This is a genomic window from Cryobacterium sinapicolor, assembly GCF_004403465.1.
Lineage (GTDB): Bacteria > Actinomycetota > Actinomycetes > Actinomycetales > Microbacteriaceae > Cryobacterium > Cryobacterium sinapicolor.
Genome location: NZ_SOGQ01000034.1, coordinates 165972 through 181971, shown reverse-complemented (window position 1 = coordinate 181971; position 16000 = coordinate 165972). Strand labels below are relative to the sequence as shown.

15 protein-coding genes and 1 tRNA gene are annotated in these 16000 nt (G+C 68.5%); 9 read left to right on the top strand and 7 right to left on the bottom strand.

Annotated elements, in window-relative coordinates; translation table 11 throughout:
- Positions 1-245 precede the first annotated feature (245 nt).
- Both E3T28_RS08005 and E3T28_RS08000 read left to right on the top strand, forming a co-directional pair.
- Positions 246-1025 carry an HAD-IIB family hydrolase gene (locus E3T28_RS08005; RefSeq protein WP_134429540.1) on the top strand — a complete coding sequence of 260 codons (780 nt, stop codon included), beginning with the start codon at positions 246-248 and terminating at the stop codon, positions 1023-1025.
- A gap of 136 nt (positions 1026-1161) precedes the next feature.
- Positions 1162-2304: an LCP family protein gene (locus tag E3T28_RS08000; protein ID WP_134429538.1), complete on the top strand. Its 1143-nt coding sequence runs from the start codon at positions 1162-1164 to the stop codon at positions 2302-2304.
- A gap of 355 nt (positions 2305-2659) precedes the next feature.
- Here E3T28_RS08000 and E3T28_RS07995 read toward each other — a convergent pair whose 3' ends face one another.
- The 5 genes from E3T28_RS07995 to E3T28_RS07975 form a co-directional block, all read right to left on the bottom strand.
- Complete coding sequence (locus tag E3T28_RS07995; protein ID WP_166786958.1) at positions 2660-3046, bottom strand: VanZ family protein; 387 nt, start codon at positions 3044-3046, stop codon at positions 2660-2662.
- A gap of 278 nt (positions 3047-3324) precedes the next feature.
- On the bottom strand, positions 3325-4794 hold the full coding sequence (locus E3T28_RS07990) for a DHA2 family efflux MFS transporter permease subunit (RefSeq protein WP_134429534.1): 1470 nt from the start codon (positions 4792-4794) through the stop codon (positions 3325-3327).
- Positions 4795-4884: 90 nt separating this feature from the next.
- Positions 4885-4958 (bottom strand) — tRNA-Pro (locus E3T28_RS07985).
- 75 nt (positions 4959-5033) lie between these two features.
- Entirely contained in the window at positions 5034-6017 is a 984-nt protein-coding gene (locus E3T28_RS07980) for a metallophosphoesterase (protein ID WP_134429533.1), read from the bottom strand.
- The gene (locus E3T28_RS07975) at positions 6014-8554 is read right to left on the bottom strand and encodes a transglycosylase domain-containing protein (protein ID WP_241979228.1); all 2541 of its coding nucleotides are present in this window, start codon (positions 8552-8554) and stop codon (positions 6014-6016) included. Before E3T28_RS07975 ends, E3T28_RS07980 begins: the two co-directional genes overlap by 4 nt.
- A gap of 110 nt (positions 8555-8664) precedes the next feature.
- Between E3T28_RS07975 and E3T28_RS07970 the strand changes: the two genes are divergently transcribed.
- Both E3T28_RS07970 and E3T28_RS07965 read left to right on the top strand, forming a co-directional pair.
- On the top strand, positions 8665-8829 hold the full coding sequence (locus E3T28_RS07970) for a Sp36 family protein (RefSeq protein ID WP_134429529.1): 165 nt from the start codon (positions 8665-8667) through the stop codon (positions 8827-8829).
- 3 nt (positions 8830-8832) lie between these two features.
- Positions 8833-9303 (top strand): RidA family protein, encoded by a 471-nt coding sequence (locus E3T28_RS07965; protein ID WP_134429527.1) that lies wholly within the window; start codon positions 8833-8835, stop codon positions 9301-9303.
- Between the two features lie 217 nt (positions 9304-9520).
- On the opposite strand, the gene acs is transcribed toward E3T28_RS07965, so the two are convergent.
- A complete protein-coding gene (gene acs, locus E3T28_RS07960; protein WP_134429525.1) occupies positions 9521-11476 on the bottom strand; it encodes an acetate--CoA ligase in 1956 nt (651 codons plus the stop codon).
- Between the two features lie 446 nt (positions 11477-11922).
- Between acs and E3T28_RS07955 the strand changes: the two genes are divergently transcribed.
- The 5 genes from E3T28_RS07955 (at position 11923) to E3T28_RS07935 (ending at position 15561) form a co-directional block, all read left to right on the top strand.
- Positions 11923-13236: a TadA family conjugal transfer-associated ATPase gene (locus tag E3T28_RS07955; RefSeq protein ID WP_134429523.1), complete on the top strand. Its 1314-nt coding sequence runs from the start codon at positions 11923-11925 to the stop codon at positions 13234-13236.
- Between the two features lie 77 nt (positions 13237-13313).
- Positions 13314-14354 carry a type II secretion system F family protein gene (locus E3T28_RS07950; RefSeq protein WP_134429521.1) on the top strand — a complete coding sequence of 347 codons (1041 nt, stop codon included), beginning with the start codon at positions 13314-13316 and terminating at the stop codon, positions 14352-14354.
- Between the two features lie 259 nt (positions 14355-14613).
- Positions 14614-14802: a DUF4244 domain-containing protein gene (locus E3T28_RS07945; protein ID WP_370259878.1), complete on the top strand. Its 189-nt coding sequence runs from the start codon at positions 14614-14616 to the stop codon at positions 14800-14802.
- Entirely contained in the window at positions 14783-15193 is a 411-nt protein-coding gene (locus E3T28_RS07940) for a TadE family type IV pilus minor pilin (RefSeq protein ID WP_134429519.1), read from the top strand. The genes E3T28_RS07945 and E3T28_RS07940 overlap by 20 nt, the downstream gene beginning before the upstream one ends.
- Positions 15190-15561, top strand: coding sequence for an Rv3654c family TadE-like protein (locus E3T28_RS07935; protein ID WP_241979227.1), 372 nt, complete (start codon positions 15190-15192; stop codon positions 15559-15561). The genes E3T28_RS07940 and E3T28_RS07935 overlap by 4 nt, the downstream gene beginning before the upstream one ends.
- 72 nt (positions 15562-15633) lie before the next feature.
- On the opposite strand, the gene E3T28_RS07930 is transcribed toward E3T28_RS07935, so the two are convergent.
- Entirely contained in the window at positions 15634-15873 is a 240-nt protein-coding gene (locus tag E3T28_RS07930; RefSeq protein WP_134429517.1) for a hypothetical protein, read from the bottom strand.
- Positions 15874-16000: the final 127 nt, after the last annotated feature.

Here is a 16000-nt window from a genome sequence, read left to right as displayed (position 1 = left end):
CGTCTGCCCCGCGCCCCCACGCCCGCCGCCCTACACGTCTGCCCCGCACGTCTGCCCCGCGCGGCAGCCCCGTCCGCCCCACGCCCTCCGCTGCGGCATCCGTTGCCCCGAAACCCGCCCCACACTCCGCCCCTGCTCGCCGCCGAGCCCCCGCTGTACACTTTTCGAGGGCGTCGCGCATGGGTGACGTCAAGCTCCGGGCCACGACTACGGCCCCGAGTCGACACAAAGGAAACACACCCCACATGACGACACTTCCCCGCCTGGTTGCCTTCGATCTCGATGACACGCTCGCCGCATCCAAGTCGCCGCTGGACCCGCGCATGGCGGAACTCATGGTCAGCCTGCTCGGCGTCGTCGACGTGTGCGTGATCTCCGGCGGGCAGATCTCCCAGTTCCACATGCAGCTGATCGACAACCTCGACACCGTGAGTGAGGACATCCTCTCGCGCCTGCACCTCATGCCCACCTGCGGCACCCAGTACTACCGGCACGCCGAGGGATCCTGGACTCAAATCTACGCCGAATACCTGACCGACGACGAGAAGACGGATGCCCTCGCCGCCGTCGAGGCTTCCGCGCGTTCGCTGGGTTATTGGGAGAGTGACACCTGGGGTCCGATCCTCGAAGACCGCGGCTCGCAGATCACCTTCTCCGCCCTCGGCCAGGCTGCTCCGGTGGCGGCCAAAGCAGCATGGGACCCGACGGGGGAGAAGAAGAACACCCTGCGCGAAGCCGTTCAGGTGCTGCTGCCCGAGCTCGAGGTGCGCTCGGGCGGGTCCACGTCGGTCGATATCACCCGCCGCGGCATCGACAAGGCCTACGGCATGCTCAAGCTTGCCGCCCTCACCGGTGTGCCCCTCGACGACATGCTGTTCGTCGGCGACCGTCTCGACGAGAACGGCAACGACTACCCGGTCAAGGCCCTCGGCGTCGAGTGCGTGGCCGTGGAGGGCTGGGAAGACACGGCCGCGTTCCTCGAAACGCTGATTCCCCAGCTGACGGATGCCGCCGCGCGCCCCTGAACGCGCCTGACCTCCCCGGCAGCGCTCCTGACTCCCCGCGCACATGAGCCCGGCGGGGAACTCTCATATCCCGTGAGGAACGACCGGGCTATGTTGTCGACACCGTTCTCGCGAGCGGTTACAGGAGGCAACCCGAATGCCGAACGGAACCAACGGCCTGCGCCACAAAACCCCCGACCCGGCGTATGAAGCGCCGACCAAACGTCACCGCTGGCGCATTGCCCTGGTTGTGTTCGTGACGGTTGCGCTGGTCACGATCGCAGCGGTCGGCATTTACGCGTTCACCTTGACCCGCGCCTTCGACAGTGGCACCGAGAAGATCTCGAACGCTTTCCCCGACGAGGCTACCCGCCCGCGGGCCGCACCGGGCGCTACCGCACCGGGCGCTATAGCAACGGATGCTGCCGCAACGGATGCCCCGGCCCCCGTCGACCCGTCCGCGGCCCTGGACGCGGTGCCCGCCGGGCAGGCGCAGAATATCCTGCTGCTCGGATCGGACACCCGCGGCGCCACGGGGAAGGACCTCGCCGACATCCGTGGCGAGCGGTCGGACACCATGATGGTGGTGCACGTGCCGGCCGATCGCAAGAACCTCTTCGTCATGTCGATCCTGCGCGACAGCTGGGTCGAGGTTCCCGGGCACGGGCAGGCGAAGATCAACGCCGCGCTCTCCTGGGGCGGCGTGCCGCTGGCCGTGCAGACCGTGGAGAACCTGCTCGGCACTCGCATTGATCACGTGGCCGTGGTTGATTTCTCCGGGTTCGAACAGGTGACGGATGCCCTCGGCGGCGTCGACATCAACAACCCGATCGGTTTCGACTCCTATCACCTCAAGGGGCGCTTCTTCGATGAGGGTTTGCAGCACCTGACCGGCGCGGAGGCCATCGCGTTCGCGCGGGAGCGGTATGCGTTCCAGGACGGCGACTTTCAGCGGGTGCGAAACCAGCAACTCATCATCAAGAGTCTGCTCTCGGCGATGATGCACAAGTCCGTGCTCGCCGATCCGGTGAGGACGTCGGGTCTGCTGGAGACGGTCACGCCTTTCCTCGCCGTGGATGAGGGCTTCGATTCCGCCTACCTGACAGCACTGGCCTGGGGGCTGCGCGAGGTGAGGGAGCCGCAGGTCACATTCTTCACGATGCCGACCGACGGAACGGGAACATCAGACGACGGCCAGTCGATCGTGAACGTGGACTGGGCAGGGCTCGCCGCCGTGCGGGAGGGCCTGCAGACCGACACCCTGAGCGCCTACCGGCCGGAGCTGCAGACCCTCGGATAGCGCCGTCCCGGGCTCTTCATCGTTGGCCGGCTCCTTACTCTCGCCCAGCTCCGGTGCGAACTCAGGAGAAACCTGGCCACCGTCATCCGTTTCCCCTGCATTTCGGGGCTGTGCCGGGCATCCAGCCTAGATCTCCTGAATTAGCCCCGGACGAGGCCGGCGGCCAGTGCAGCAGCGTGCGTAACTCCTGCCATTTGCTGCTGCAGGGCCGGTTGTGAATTGGGCTCACCCGCCGGAGTTTGCGGGAGTCGTGCACGCCAGCGGGTGGCTGACTCGGGAAAGCCGGGCCGGCAGCCGGTCCAGTAGCCCGGCAGCCCGGCAGCCAGCGAGCCCGGCAGCCCGACGGGCGCCCCCGTCAGCGCGCGCGGCCGCCGCGCAGCAGAACCAGCCCGAGCGCCACTCCGACAGCTGTGCCGACCGTGTTCGCGATCACGTCGGACACCGTGGCGAACCGGTCCGGATTGAAGATGAGCTGTCCGAGCTCGATCGTGCAGCTCGCCGCGAACCCGACCATCACGGCCAGCCACCACCCGCGCGCCCCGGTCATGATCGTGACGAACAGGCCGACCGGAACGAACAATGCGATGTTGGCGACGAATTCGACCAGGCGGTACCCCACCCAGGCCGGAGCGCCGTGAACCTGCAGCCAGTCGAGGACGGCCAGCAGGGAGTCGTGGGCGTCCCGGTCGACCGGGACCGGCCAGAACGCGATGAAGGCCAGCGCGATCAGATAGACCAGCATGAGCCAGGGCGCCGATCGACGAATCCGGGGGTGTGCGGCTCCGCCCGCCGCGGCAGGGCCCGATGATGCTTGCGGGGGAGTGCGGCTCGAGTCTGTCATGTCTCGCCCCCGGTACGTCACGGTCGGCAAACCGACGGCGCCGGGACCTGACCGCAACACTGTCGATCTATCCACCGTAGACGCGTCCGCGCGCGGGGGCTCGCAAATACGCTCTGAGCCGAAGGATGTCCACCGCCGACAGTTCCCATTCCGGTCGAGAGTGACCCGCGCACCGGGCCCTACGGCCCGGCCGACACCCGTTTCGGCAGAACGAACACGAGCAGCAACGCCAGCACGCTGAACGCGGCGCTCACGCCCATGGCCGCGGTGGCGCTGTCGGTGAAGCCGGCGGCGACGGCCTCCGCGCCGGGGCCGGCCACGACCAGGGTGCCGAAGAAGACGCTGCCGATCACGGCGATGCCCACGGCGCTGCCGATCCGCTGCATGACGCCGACCACGCCGCTGGCCGCGCCTGCCTCGGAGCGGTCCACGGTCGCCACGATGAACTGGGCGTTCGGCGCGATGAAAAACCCGCTGCCGAGGCCCGCGATCAACAGCGGCGGCAGCAAAACCCAGTTGGTGATCTCAGGGCCGATCAGGAGCAGGGCGAGCCAGATCCAGAGCAGGCCTACGGTGACCAGGGATACGCCGATCACCAGAACGGTGCGGCCGAGTCGCTGCGCCAGCCGGTTGCTCTGCGAGGCTCCGATGATGGTGCCGATCGCGAACGGGATCGACACCAGCCCCGACTCGAGGGCGGTGTGCCCGAGCCCAGCCTGCCAGAGAATCGAAATGGTGAAGAATATGCTGGTGAACGCCGCGAAATAGACCAGTGCGAGCACAATGCCGCCGGTGAACGCCGGATGCCGGAAGAGCTTCGGTGGCACCAGCGGGCTCTTGCCCCACCGGGTGTAGGCGACCTCCCAGAAGCCGAACGCCACGATCAAAAGTGCGCCCGCGGCGAGGGTCAGGTAGGTCCAGAGCGGCCAGCCCCGGTCTTCACCCTCGATCAGTGGAACGAGCAGCGCAACGAGCCCCGTGGAGATCAGCACCAGGCCCACCCAGTCGATGCCGCCGCTCGTGGTGCCCGGAGCGCGTTCGGAGCCGGCCGGGAGCAGGATCGCCGCCGCGACGAGGGCGACGATACCGATCGGCAGGTTGACCCAGAAGACCAGGCGCCATCCGTTCTCGTCGCCGAAGGCCTCGATGATCAGGCCGCCGACGATCGGGCCGAGCGCCGTGGACACGCCGATGACCGTGCCCATGATCGCGAACGCCTTGCCGCGGGCGATGGGTGGAAACAGGAGCTGGATCACCGCGGTCACGGCCGGCACGAACATGCCGCCGGCGAGCCCCTGCACGACCCGCGCGATGATCAGCTGCAGGTCGTTCTGCGCGAGCCCGCAGGCGAGGCTGGCCAGGGTGAACAGTAGCAGACCGGTGAAGAAGACCCACTTGTGGCCGATGCGGTCGCCCAGCCGTCCGGCGGGGATCAGCGCTATCCCGAAGGCGAGCGCGTAGCCGGAGATGATCCAGGAGAGCGTGGCCTCCGAGGCGTCCAGGCTGGTACGGATGGTCGGAAGCGCCACGTTCACGATCGTGGTGTCGAGCAGCGCCATGAACATGCCGGCCAGCAGCACGATCAGGGCCTGCCAGGCGTGCCGCGGGATGGCGGCGGGTGCGGGGGCGTCCGGGCTGGAATCGGTCATGACAAGATCCTCTCGCGCTTCCGGCCCCGCCAGGCTGGCCGTGCCAACTACAAAACCCCCACTCCGAAGAGTGAGGGTTTTGTGAATCTGTCGGGGTAACAGGATTTGAACCTGCGACCTCGTCGTCCCGAACGACGCGCGCTACCAAGCTGCGCCATACCCCGATGGCCCGTAAGCCTTGTCAAGTATAACCCCCCGGATGCGCTACCTCGACCATCCGGCGCCGAGCCATCCGAGACCTACGCCGCCGTCAGCGTCAGCAGAGTCGCCTCCGGCGCGCAGGCGAACCTCACCGGCGCGTAGATCGACGTGCCGAGCCCCGCGGACACGTTCAGATAGGACGTGTGCAGGCCGGAGTCCCAGAGGCTGAGCCCCTTCACCTGCTTGCGCGGGATGTCGCAGTTGGTGACGAGGGCGCCGTACCGGGGCACGCACACCTGCCCGCCGTGCGTGTGCCCGGCCAGGATCAGCTGGGCGCCGTGGTTGACGAAGGAGTTCAGCACGCGTTGGTAGGGAGCGTGGGCGACACCCACGGTGAGCGTCGATCGCGGCGGGGAAGCCACTTCCGGGTCAGGCCAGTGCTCCTCCGACAGCGGGTCGCTCGCGCGCAGGTCGTCGATGGCCCGGGTGATCAAGTCGAGGCGGTCAAACCCGACGTGCGGGTCGTCCACTCCGAACAGTTCCAGGTGGGTGCCGTTGATGTCGAGTGCGGCGGCCGCATTGTCGAGGTCGAGCCAGCCGAGGTCGGCGAACACGCGGTGCAGGTGGTCGATGTCGAGCTTCTCGTGCAGTGCCGTGCGCAGCAGCGACGGGGCGCCGAAATACGCCAGCGGATTCTTCAGCATCGGACCGTAGTAGTCATTGGATCCGTTGACGAAGATTCCCGGGATACCGTGGAAGGGCTCCAGGGCGTACTCGATTCCGGAGATGCCGTCGGCGTGGCCGAGGTTGTCGCCGGTGTTCACGACGAGGTCAGGCTCGAGATCGGCCAGGCCGCGCACCCACTCCTGCTTGTCCCGCTGCCACGGGGCCATGTGCAGGTCGGAGAGGTGCAGTACCTTGATCGAGGCGGATCCCGGCGCGAGCACCGGAACGGCAACCTCGCGGAGGGTGAACATGCGGCGCTCCACGAGGGAGCCCCAGGCGAACGCGGCGACGCCGGCAGCGGCTACCGCCCCGACGCTAACGGCCAGGGCGGAGCCCGCGGCGCTGGCGCGGGTCATCCGTTGCCCCCGCCGTTGCCGTTGCCGTTATTGTTCGGTTGGGCGCCCGGTGCGACGCCGGCGGCGAGCTTGCCGACCACGATCGTGACGGCGCTGCCCGCGGCGGCGCCGCTGCCGGCGGTCGGCGTCATCGCGAGCACCGTGCCGACCTGCTTCGGATCGGTTACGTCCTGCTCCTGCTTGGCGACGCTGAAGCCCTGCAGTGTGGAATTGGCTTCGGCTTCGGTCTTGCCCACGACGTCGGGCACGATCTTGAGGGCGCCGTTGCTGGAGTAGACGGTCACGGTCGAGCCGCGGCTGGCGCTGGAGCCGCCGGCCGGGTCGGTGCGCGCCACGGTACCGGCGGGCATCTCGGAGTCGGTCGCGCCGCCGTCGACCACGTCGAAGCCGGCCCCGGTCAGGGTGGAGGTGGCCTCGCTCATCGACTTGCCGCGCAGGTCGGGGACCTGAATCTGAACGGTCTGAAGAACCTTGTTGGATGCCTCGGCGAAGGCGTCTCCGCCGTACTTCGCGTTCGCGACACTCATCACCTCCGGCCACATGCGGTGACGAGCAGTGGCGGCCGTGCCGCCCGCCCAATCGTCCACCAGCCGCTGGTTGATGTCCCCGGTGACGCTGACGACGCCGACCACGGTGGCGACCTTGCTACTCGCGCCGCTCATCCAGGTGTCCTTATTGCCGTCGGTGGTTCCGGTCTTGCCGATCATCGGCACTTTCGGGGACGTTGCGGCATTTGACGCGCGTGCGGTTCCCTCGGTCATGACCTTCTGCATGGCGTAGGTCATGCCGGCGTCGACCTCCGGGGTGACCGCCTGGGTGCACTTTGTCTTCGGTGGAGTCATATCGGTGCCGTCGCCGTCGCCGCCGACGATCCGGTCGATCACGATCGGGCTGCAGCTGAGACCGTTGTTGGCGATTCCGGCGAAGGCGATGGCCATGCTCAGCGGGGCGACCTCGTTGGTCCCGAGCACAGCCGACGGCCCCTGGTCCAGCGGCTCAAGGTCGGCGCGGCCCACACCGAAGGCTTCGGCCGTCTTGGCGATGCCGCATTGGTCCAGCTTCTTCGCCATACCGATGAATCCGGTGTTGATCGAGGTGATCGTCGACTGCAGCGCGCTGTAGTTGCTGCCGGACTCGTTCGCGTCGTTTTTGGGGGCGAAGGCGTAGCTTTGGTTGCCCTCACAGCTGTTCTTGAAGACGCCCCAGTTGCTCTTGACGCGGGAGTCGACACGCTCGTTGAGCGTGTGCCCCTGGGTCAGCCACTCGGCCAGGGTGAAGACCTTGTAGGTCGAGCCGGGCTGGAACCCCAGCGAGCCACCCTCGTTGTAGTTGGTGTTGTAGTTGATTCCGGTGTAATCCGCGTTGTTCTCGGTGACCGCCGGATCCTGGCTGTAATCCTTGTTCTGGGTCATGGCCAAGACTCGGCCGGTGCCCACCTCGACGCTGGTGATCACGCCACCCACGTCCCAATCCCCATACTGCTTCGGCACGTGCTTCTTCATGGTGCCCTCGGCGGCGATCTGCAGGTCGATATCGAGCGTGGTGTAGATCTCGTAGCCACCGCGCCGGAAGTTGGCCATGCGGGTGACTGCGTCCTCGCCGAAGGTCGGGTCGTTCTGGAGGGTGTTGACGACCAGGTCGCAGAAGTATGCGCTGCCGCCGGCCGTGGCGCAGCCGGTGCTCGGCTCCGTGATGGTCGGTTCGATCACGGTGGCTATGGCGGCGTCATAGTCTTCCTGGGTGATCTTCTGGTACTTGAGCATCTCGCCCAGGATGTAGTCGCGGCGCTCCTTGTTGGCGGCATACCCGTTGGCGACGCCGTTGGTTTCGCTCTCCGGGTTGTCGAGCTGGAACTTGACCGGGTTGTTCACGATCGCGACCAGGCTTGCTGCCTGTGCCAGAGTCAGGCCCGCGGCGCTGGTGTTGTAGTAGTAGTTGGCGGCCGACTCGATGCCGTAGACCGTGCCGCCGAAGCCGGTAATGTTCAGGTATTGGCGAAGGATGTCATCTTTCGCGTACTGCTTCTCCACGCCGATGGCGAGGCGCATCTCCTTGAGCTTGCGGTCGGGAGTGGTTTCCGTGGCGAGGTCGTAGCAGCTCATGCGCTTCTCTTCGTCGGCCAGGGCCTCGCACTTCTGCACCTGCACGTTCTTGACGTACTGCTGGGTGATCGAGGATCCACCGCGCGCGTCGCCGGTGGCCACGGTGCTCACGACACCCTTGACGGTTCCCTCGAGGTCGATGCCGCCGTGCTCGTAGAAACGGGGGTCCTCGCCGGCGATCGCGGCATCCTTGACGAACGGGCTGATCGCATCCCACTCGACTTCGACGCGGTTCTGGTCATAGAACGAGGCCAAGAGCATGGTGCTGCCGTCACTGTTGGTGGCGTAGATGTTGCTCTTCTGCGCCAGCTGGTCGATCGCAAGGTAGTCGGGCAGGCTCTCGAACATGTTGATCGTGTTCGTGGCCGTCATGCCGGAGAGGGCCAAAGCGGGAGTTACAGCAGCGGCGACGAGGATGCCGGCGACGGCGCTCATCCCAACGAAACCCAGGAGCCCGCCGAGCGCTCCACTAACCGTACGATTTTTGGCAGACATACACTTGAGACTAATTGACAAATCTGAATAACCGCCTGAATCGGAGCCATATGCCTGCCTGGGAGTACCTCACGACGCCGCTGATGATTCACAACACAGCTGCCATTCTGAACAATTGGGGCTCGGAGGGATGGGAACTCGTGCAGGTCGTTCCCGGACCGGAGGGTGGGCTCGTCGCCTACCTCAAGCGTCCCGTCGCCACCGAAAGAGCCTGAGCCGTGTCGCAGATCGACGCCCGTCTGGCTGAACTCGGCATCGAGCTGCCGAGCGTCGTGCCGCCCGTGGCGACGTACGTGCCGGCCGTCGTGTCCGGCTCGCTGGTGTTCACCAGCGGCCAGCTGCCGATGGTCTCGGGGGCCCTGCCGGCCACCGGCAAGGTCGGCGACGGACACGGCCTCGTGCCGGCCGCCGACGCCCACGACTACGCCCGGCAGTGCGCGCTCAATGCGCTCGCCGCCATCCAGGCCGTGATCGGGTCCCTCGACCGCGTCACGCAGGTCGTCAAGGTCACCGGTTTCGTCGCATCCGACCCGTCGTTCACCGGCCAGCCCGGTGTCGTCAACGGTGCCTCACAGGTGCTCGGTGAGATCTTCGGGGACCGGGGCGTGCACGCCCGCTCGGCCGTCGGCGTCGCCGTTCTGCCGCTGGATTCCCCGGTCGAGCTGGAGCTCATCGTCTCCTTCGCCTGACGCTGATCGCCTGACGCTGATCGCCTGACACTGACCGCCTGACGCTGATCGCCTGACGCTGATCGCCTGACGCTGACCGCCTGATCGCCTGACGCGTTGCCGCGCCTGATCTCCTGACGCGCGAACGAATTCGACGGAGATTTTCACTCAAACGGGCCCAAACGGATGTTGTGGGCCGGTTTTTGCGAAAATCTCCGTCGAGTTGGTGAGGAGAGGGCTACTTCAGGGTGGAGACGATCGCCGTCATCACCGAGGTGTCGGCCAGGGTGGTGGTGTCGCCGACCTCGCGGCCCTCCGCGACATCCTGCAGCAGACGCCGGATGATCTTGCCCGAGCGCGTCTTCGGCAGCTCGCTCACGATGTAGATCTGCCGGGGCCGGGCGATGGCACCGATCTGCTGGGACACGTGCGCCCGCAGCACGGTCTGGATGTCCTCGTGCGAGGACTCCTCCAGGTGGCTGTACTTGATGATGACGAACGCCACCACGGCCTGGCCGGTCATGTCGTCGTGCGCCCCGACGACGGCCGCCTCGGCGGTCATCGGGTGCGCCACGAGCGACGACTCGATCTCGGCCGTCGACAGGCGGTGTCCTGACACGTTCATCACGTCGTCGACCCGGCCGAGCAGCCAGATCTCGCCGTCACGGTCGAGGCGGGCGCCATCGCCGGCGAAGTAGCGCGGGTTCTCCGAACCGAACTTCTCCCAGTACGTCTCCTTGAAGCGCTCCGGGTCACCCCAGATGCCGCGCAGCATCGACGGCCACGGTTCGGTCACTACGAGGAGGCCACCGTTGTCGCGGCCCACGTGGTTGCCCTCGTCGTCGAGCACGTCGATCACGACGCCGGGGATCGGGCTCTGCGCCGACCCGGGCTTGGTTGTGGTCACACCGGGCAGGGCGGAGATCATGATCGCCCCGGTCTCGGTCTGCCACCAGGTGTCGACCACGGGCGCGACGTTGCCGCCGATGACCTCGCGGTACCACATCCACGCCTCCGGGTTGATGGGCTCGCCCACCGAACCGAGCAGGCGCAGGCTGGTCAGGTCGAAGCCCTGCGGAATCTGGCGTCCCAGCTTCATGAAGGTACGGATGGCCGTGGGCGCCGTGTACAGGATGCTCACCTTGTACTTCTCGACGATTTCCCACCACCGGCCGGGGTGCGGGGAATCCGGGGTGCCCTCGAAGAGCACCTGGGTGGCGCCGTTGGCGAGCGGGCCGTAGACCACGTAGCTGTGGCCGGTGATCCAGCCGACGTCGGCGGTGCACCAGTAGACATCCGTCTCGGGGTGCAGGTCGAACACGTTCTTGTGGGTGAAGGCCGCCTGGGTGAGGTAGCCGCCGGTGGTGTGCAGGATGCCCTTGGGCTTGCCGGTGGTGCCGGACGTGTAGAGGATGAACAGCGGGTTCTCGGCCGGGAAGCCCAGCGCCTCGTGCTCGGCTTCGACCGACGCGAGCTCGTCATGCCACCACAGGTCGCGGTCGAACCACTCCACGAAACCCTCGGTGCGCTTGACCACGAGCACGTTGCGCACGGTCGTCTCGCCGCTCTCCAGGGCCGCGTCGACGGCCGGCTTCAACGCGGAGGCCTTGCCCTTGCGGTAGCCGCCGTCGGCGGTGATCACGAGCACGGCGCTGGCGTCGTCGATGCGCGACCGGAGGCTCTCGGCGCTGAATCCGCCGAAGATGACCGAGTGCACGGCGCCGATGCGGGCCACGGCGAGCATCGAGATGACCGCTTCCGGGATCATCGGCAGGTAGATCGCGACCCGGTCTCCGGCGTTGACGCCGAGCTTTATCAGCACATTCGCAGCACGCTTCACTTCGGCAGTGAGTTCGGCATACGTGATGTCGCGGGAGTCGCCGGGCTCGCCCTCGAAGTGCAGCGCGACGCGGTCGCCGTTGCCGGCGAGCACGTGCCGGTCGAGGCAGTTCCAGGCCACGTTGAGTTCGCCGTCTTCGAACCATTTCGCGAACGGCGGGTTCGTCCAGTCCAGCGTTTTGGTGAACGGCTTGTGCCAGTGCAGCAGCTCGCGAGCCTGATCAGCCCAGAATTTCAGGCGGTCGTCCGCGGCATCCTGATAGATCTGTGGCTTGGCGATGGACTGTGCGGCAAACTCCGGCGTCGGCGGGAATCTGCGGGATTCGTGGAGAAGGTTATCGATCTTGACGCTCATACGTATGTCGCTCCTTTGCGATCGCTGCGTGTATCGGGCGCGTTAACCCAGCCCCCTCTTGAACCCTACAGGGCGGCATGCGCCGCTCAGGTTGCGCGAAATTGCGGCGCGTTCACACCCCCAATTGTGGTCTCATCAGGCCCGACGGTTCTGTGTCCTCATTTATGAGGACATAGGGGACTTGCGCATCTGTAATTCCCCTTGTAGATTGACTCTCGTCCGAACGAAAGTTTTGACCTGCGGTGTGTTTGGTTCCCCCCAATCAGCGCACTGCCGAGGCGGCACCTGTTCCCCCCAATAGGTGCCGCCCCCCTTTTTTTAACCGGTGGTTCGCCCGGCGGTCGTTGGGTGTTGTGCCTCTCCTCCCCAGCCGAGCGGTGGCCCGGACTCCGTTCGGCTCTCGCGCGCCGCGGTTTCCGCCCACACCACCGGTCTAACGTCGGCGCATGCCCGAGCCGTTCGTCGCCGTCCCCTCCTATCGCGCGCCTGCGTCCACCCGAACGGATGCCCCTCCGCCGGGCGTCCTCCCGCCGGGCCTCCTCCCGCCGGGTGCCCTCCCGCCGGGTGCCCTCCCGCCGGGTGCCCTCCCGCCGGGTGCCCTCCCGTCGGGTGCCCTCCCGCCGGGTGCCCTCCCGTCGGGTGCCCTCCCGCCCGGCGTCCTCCCGCCGGGTGCCCCGCCGGCCCGGCCTCTCGACGTGTCCGGGCTGGGCCCGCTCGCCGCGTTCGCCGCCGACGGCGAGGTCACCGACCTGTTCGTCAACGGGGCCGCCGGGCTGTGGGTGGATGCCGGCTGTGGTCTGCTGCCCGAGCAGGGGTGGAGTTGCCCCGAACCGGCCGTGCGGGAGCTGGCGGTGCGCCTGATCGCCCTCGGCGGGCGCCACATCGACGAGGCCAGTCCCTGCGTCGATGTGCGACTGTCCGACGGCATCCGGGTGCATGCGGTGCTGCCGCCGGCGTCGAGCACGGGCACGCTGCTGTCCATCCGGCTGCCTCGCGCCGAGCGACTGAGCCTCGCCGCGCTCGACGCCGCGGGTCTGTTCGGGGTGGGGGAGGCATCCGTCGCCGTCGCCGACCGACTGCGCGCGGCCGTGCACCGGCGTGAGAACCTGCTCATCACCGGCGCCGCCGGCAGCGGCAAGACCACCCTTCTCGCGGCGCTGCTGGGCGAAGCGCCGCCGGGCGAGCGCATCGTGGCCATCGAGGACGTCGCCGAACTGCGCATCGACCACCCCCACGTCGTGGCGCTCGAGGCTCGGCAACCCAACCTCGAGGGTGCCGGCCGGATCGGCCTGGAGAGCCTGCTGCGCGAGGCGCTACGGATGCGCCCCGACCGGCTCGTGCTCGGCGAATGCCGGGGGGCCGAGATCCGGGAGCTGCTGTCCGCCCTCAACACCGGCCACGACGGCGGTGCCGGTACCCTGCACGCGAACTCCCTGCAGGACGTTCCTGCCCGGCTCGAGGCCCTCGGCGCCCTCGCCGGCCTGAGCCCGGAAGCCGTGGCCCGACAGGCGGTCAGCGCGATCGGGCTGGTGCTGCACCTCGAGCGCCGCGACGGCCGCCGCCGGCTCGCCCCGCTCGGCCGGTTCGCGCTGGACGCCCGGGACCGGCTGCTGGTGGTACCCGCGGCCCCGGAGGACTCGGGGCGGGAAGACTCCGGCGCGGGGAACTCGTCCCCGGAAGACTCCGGCGCGCCGGTCCGCGCCCGTGGGCGGCGGGCCGCAGCGCCCGCCGAGACCGGAGAGCCCGGAGGTCCGGGTTGAGACGCGGCAGATGGCTCGGCGTGAGGCGGGGGCGGGGGCACGGTCCGGCCAGTCCGGCGATCGAGGAGGTGGCGCAGGTGACGCAGCGCATCGCTGTTCTTCTCGCCGCCGGCGTCTCCCCGGCGTCCGCGTGGGCCTACCTCGAACCCGGTGACCCGTACCCCGGCGGCGAGGAGTCGCAACCACCGACGTCGGGGTTGGCGTTCGCGTCGAATCTCCTGTCGAATCTCGCGTCGAATCTCGCGTCGAATCGCGCGTCGAAGTCGAAGTCGAAGTCGAAGCCGTGGTCAACCCCGCCGCCTCAGCCCTCCCCGGCGTCGCGGATCATCCGGGCAGCGGCCGACGCCGGCCGCCGCGGCGACAACATCGCCGACGCCGTGGCTGTCGAGGCGCGCGCGCTCGGCGGCCAGATCGGCGCGGCCTGGCTGGGCCTCGCCGCGGCCTGGCAGGTGGCGACGCAGGCCGGGGCGCCGCTGGCCGGCTGTCTGCGGCAACTGGCGTCCTCCTTCCGGCAACTCGGCGAGCTACACGCCGACCTTGCCGTGGCGCTCGCCGGGCCGAGTGCCACGGCACGGATGGTCGCGTTCCTGCCGGTGGTCGGGGTGCTGTTCGGCAGCCTGCTGGGTTTCAACACGCTGCAGACGCTGTTCCTCACCGCGCCCGGCTGGGCCTGCCTGGCCGTCGGCGCCGCCCTGATGCTCGCGGCGGACCAGTGGAACCGGCGGCTCGTGCACTCCGCCCGGGCGCGGGATCCGACCCCCGGGCTCGAACTGGACCTCACCGCCATCGCTATGACCGGCGGCGGCTCGGTCGACCGCGCCCGGGCCCTGGTCGATACGGCGGCTCAGCGGTTCGCCCTGCACCGAGCGGACTCGGCGGCCACCATCGACCGGGTGCTCGCGCTGTCGGTGCGGGCCGGCGTTCCCGCCGCGGAGCTGTTGCGCAGTGAGGCCGACCAGCTGCGCCGGCAGGCCCGGAGCGACGGCCAGCACCGGGCCGCCACCCTCGCGGTCACGCTGATGATCCCGCTCGGGGTGTGCGTGCTGCCGGCGTTCATGCTGATCGGAGTCCTGCCTCTGCTGATGACCGTCCTCTCGTCCACAGTGCTCGTTTTCTGAAGTTGTGCACCGGTGCGCCGGGCCCCGGTGATCCGGCCCTCGCCCGCGCCAGTCTGAGACCACTCGTGCCGCCCACACACCGCGTCGCTCGACGCCAGAAGGAGACGAACGAATGCCCGCTATCGAACCGACCACCGATTCCGCCCCGGAACCGACCACCCACCCGATCGCCGATTCTGCCGCCGACCCGATCGCCCAACCGGCCCACTCTCCCGGGTTCGGCCACGACTTCCTGCACGGGGCGGTGCCGGCACCCCGGCTGCCTCGTCCCGGCCGGTTCAGGCTGCCGTGCGGCCTGCGGGCCGAGACGGGCGCGGCCACCGCCGAATACGCCGTCGCCACCATGGCCGCTGTCGGATTCGCCGGCCTGCTGATCGTCATCCTGCGCGGCGACGAGGTGCGCGGCATCCTCACCGAGCTGGTGCGCAGTGCGCTCTCCGTGGGGTAGCCGTCGGCCTGACCCCGGCCCCGGCCCTGACCCTGACCCGGGCCACTGCGACTGCGACTGCGACCGCGGCAGCGTCACCGCCGAGTTCGCGACGGTCGTTCCCGCCGTGCTGCTGGTACTCGCCATCTGCCTGGGCGCCCTGCAGGTGGTCGGCCAGCAGGTGCGCCTCACGGATGCCGCGGCCGACGCCGCCCGGTCCCTCGCCCGCGGCGACAGCGTCGGCCGGGCCGCGGGGCTGGTGCAGCAGGCGGTGCAGGGGGCCTCGATGACCCCCGAGCGCCGAGGCGAGTTCGTCTGCGTGAACCTGAGCGCACCGAGCTCGTTCGCCGCGTTCGCGGCCTTCGGCCTCACGCTCCGGGCCGGGTCCTGCGCGCTGGGCGGCGGCCTGTGAGGCCCCGGCGCGCGTCAGCACCCGAGCGCGGCTCGGGCACGGTGCTCATGCTCGGCGTGCTGGGTGCGGTCGTGCTCCTGACGGCGGTGCTGCTGCCGCTGTTCGCCGCCCTGGCGGTCGGCCAGATGGTGCAGGGGGCAGCGGATGCCGCGGCGCTCGCCGCCGCCGACACCGCCTCGGGCGCCGTGGCCGGGGTGCCGTGCGCGGCAGCGGCCGAGGCCGCGAAGTTGAACGGGGCATCTGTCACCGTCTGCACGGTGGAGGGGCTGATCTCGTCCGTGACGGCGATGCGCGGCTACCTCGGGTTCGAACTGGTCGCCCAGGCGCGGGCGGGGCCGCCCGACTCGCCCGGCGGCCCCGCCGGCTGACCACGTTTCAGCCGGGCGGGGAGACTGACAGCACCGACGGGAGGTCTCGTCGGGAAGGTGGGGAGAGGCGGCTCAGCCGAAGAGGGCCTCAACATACCGGTAGTCGACGGCAGTGGGCCGCTCCGGGGATTCGGTAGAGTCGAATTCGAGGCCGGAGCCGCGCAGATAAAGGTAGCGCTTGTTGCCGTCGGCGGGGATCTCGAGTCGCGGCCGCGGATCGCCGGATTCCAGGAATTCTGTGGTGACTGTCTTGCCTTGAAGGGGGCCGTCCGTGAGCTTCGCGGTGTACGTGCCCGTCGCTGAATTAGCCATGCTCCAATTGTCTCCACCAGCGCAGGCGTGGCAACCCCCCATGGACCCGCCCGGCGCGCTCGATTAGGCAGGCACCATATTGCAGTGTGTATGGTGTGCCATGGCCCACTTGGACCCGTACCTATAA

Bases quoted from the DNA above. Each gene is read 5' to 3' on its own strand.
- E3T28_RS08005 (WP_134429540.1), top strand. From the start codon at position 246: ATGACGACACTTCCCCGCCTGGTTGCCTTCGATCTCGATGACACGCTC.
- E3T28_RS08000 (WP_134429538.1), top strand. From the start codon at position 1,162: ATGCCGAACGGAACCAACGGCCTGCGCCACAAAACCCCCGACCCGGCG.
- E3T28_RS07995 (WP_166786958.1), bottom strand. From the start codon at position 3,046: ATGCTGGTCTATCTGATCGCGCTGGCCTTCATCGCGTTCTGGCCGGTC.
- E3T28_RS07990 (WP_134429534.1), bottom strand. From the start codon at position 4,794: ATGACCGATTCCAGCCCGGACGCCCCCGCACCCGCCGCCATCCCGCGG.
- E3T28_RS07980 (WP_134429533.1), bottom strand. From the start codon at position 6,017: ATGACCCGCGCCAGCGCCGCGGGCTCCGCCCTGGCCGTTAGCGTCGGG.
- E3T28_RS07975 (WP_241979228.1), bottom strand. From the start codon at position 8,554: ATGAGCGCCGTCGCCGGCATCCTCGTCGCCGCTGCTGTAACTCCCGCT.
- E3T28_RS07970 (WP_134429529.1), top strand. From the start codon at position 8,665: ATGCCTGCCTGGGAGTACCTCACGACGCCGCTGATGATTCACAACACA.
- acs (WP_134429525.1), bottom strand. From the start codon at position 11,476: ATGAGCGTCAAGATCGATAACCTTCTCCACGAATCCCGCAGATTCCCG.
- E3T28_RS07955 (WP_134429523.1), top strand. From the start codon at position 11,923: ATGCCCGAGCCGTTCGTCGCCGTCCCCTCCTATCGCGCGCCTGCGTCC.
- E3T28_RS07930 (WP_134429517.1), bottom strand. From the start codon at position 15,873: ATGGCTAATTCAGCGACGGGCACGTACACCGCGAAGCTCACGGACGGC.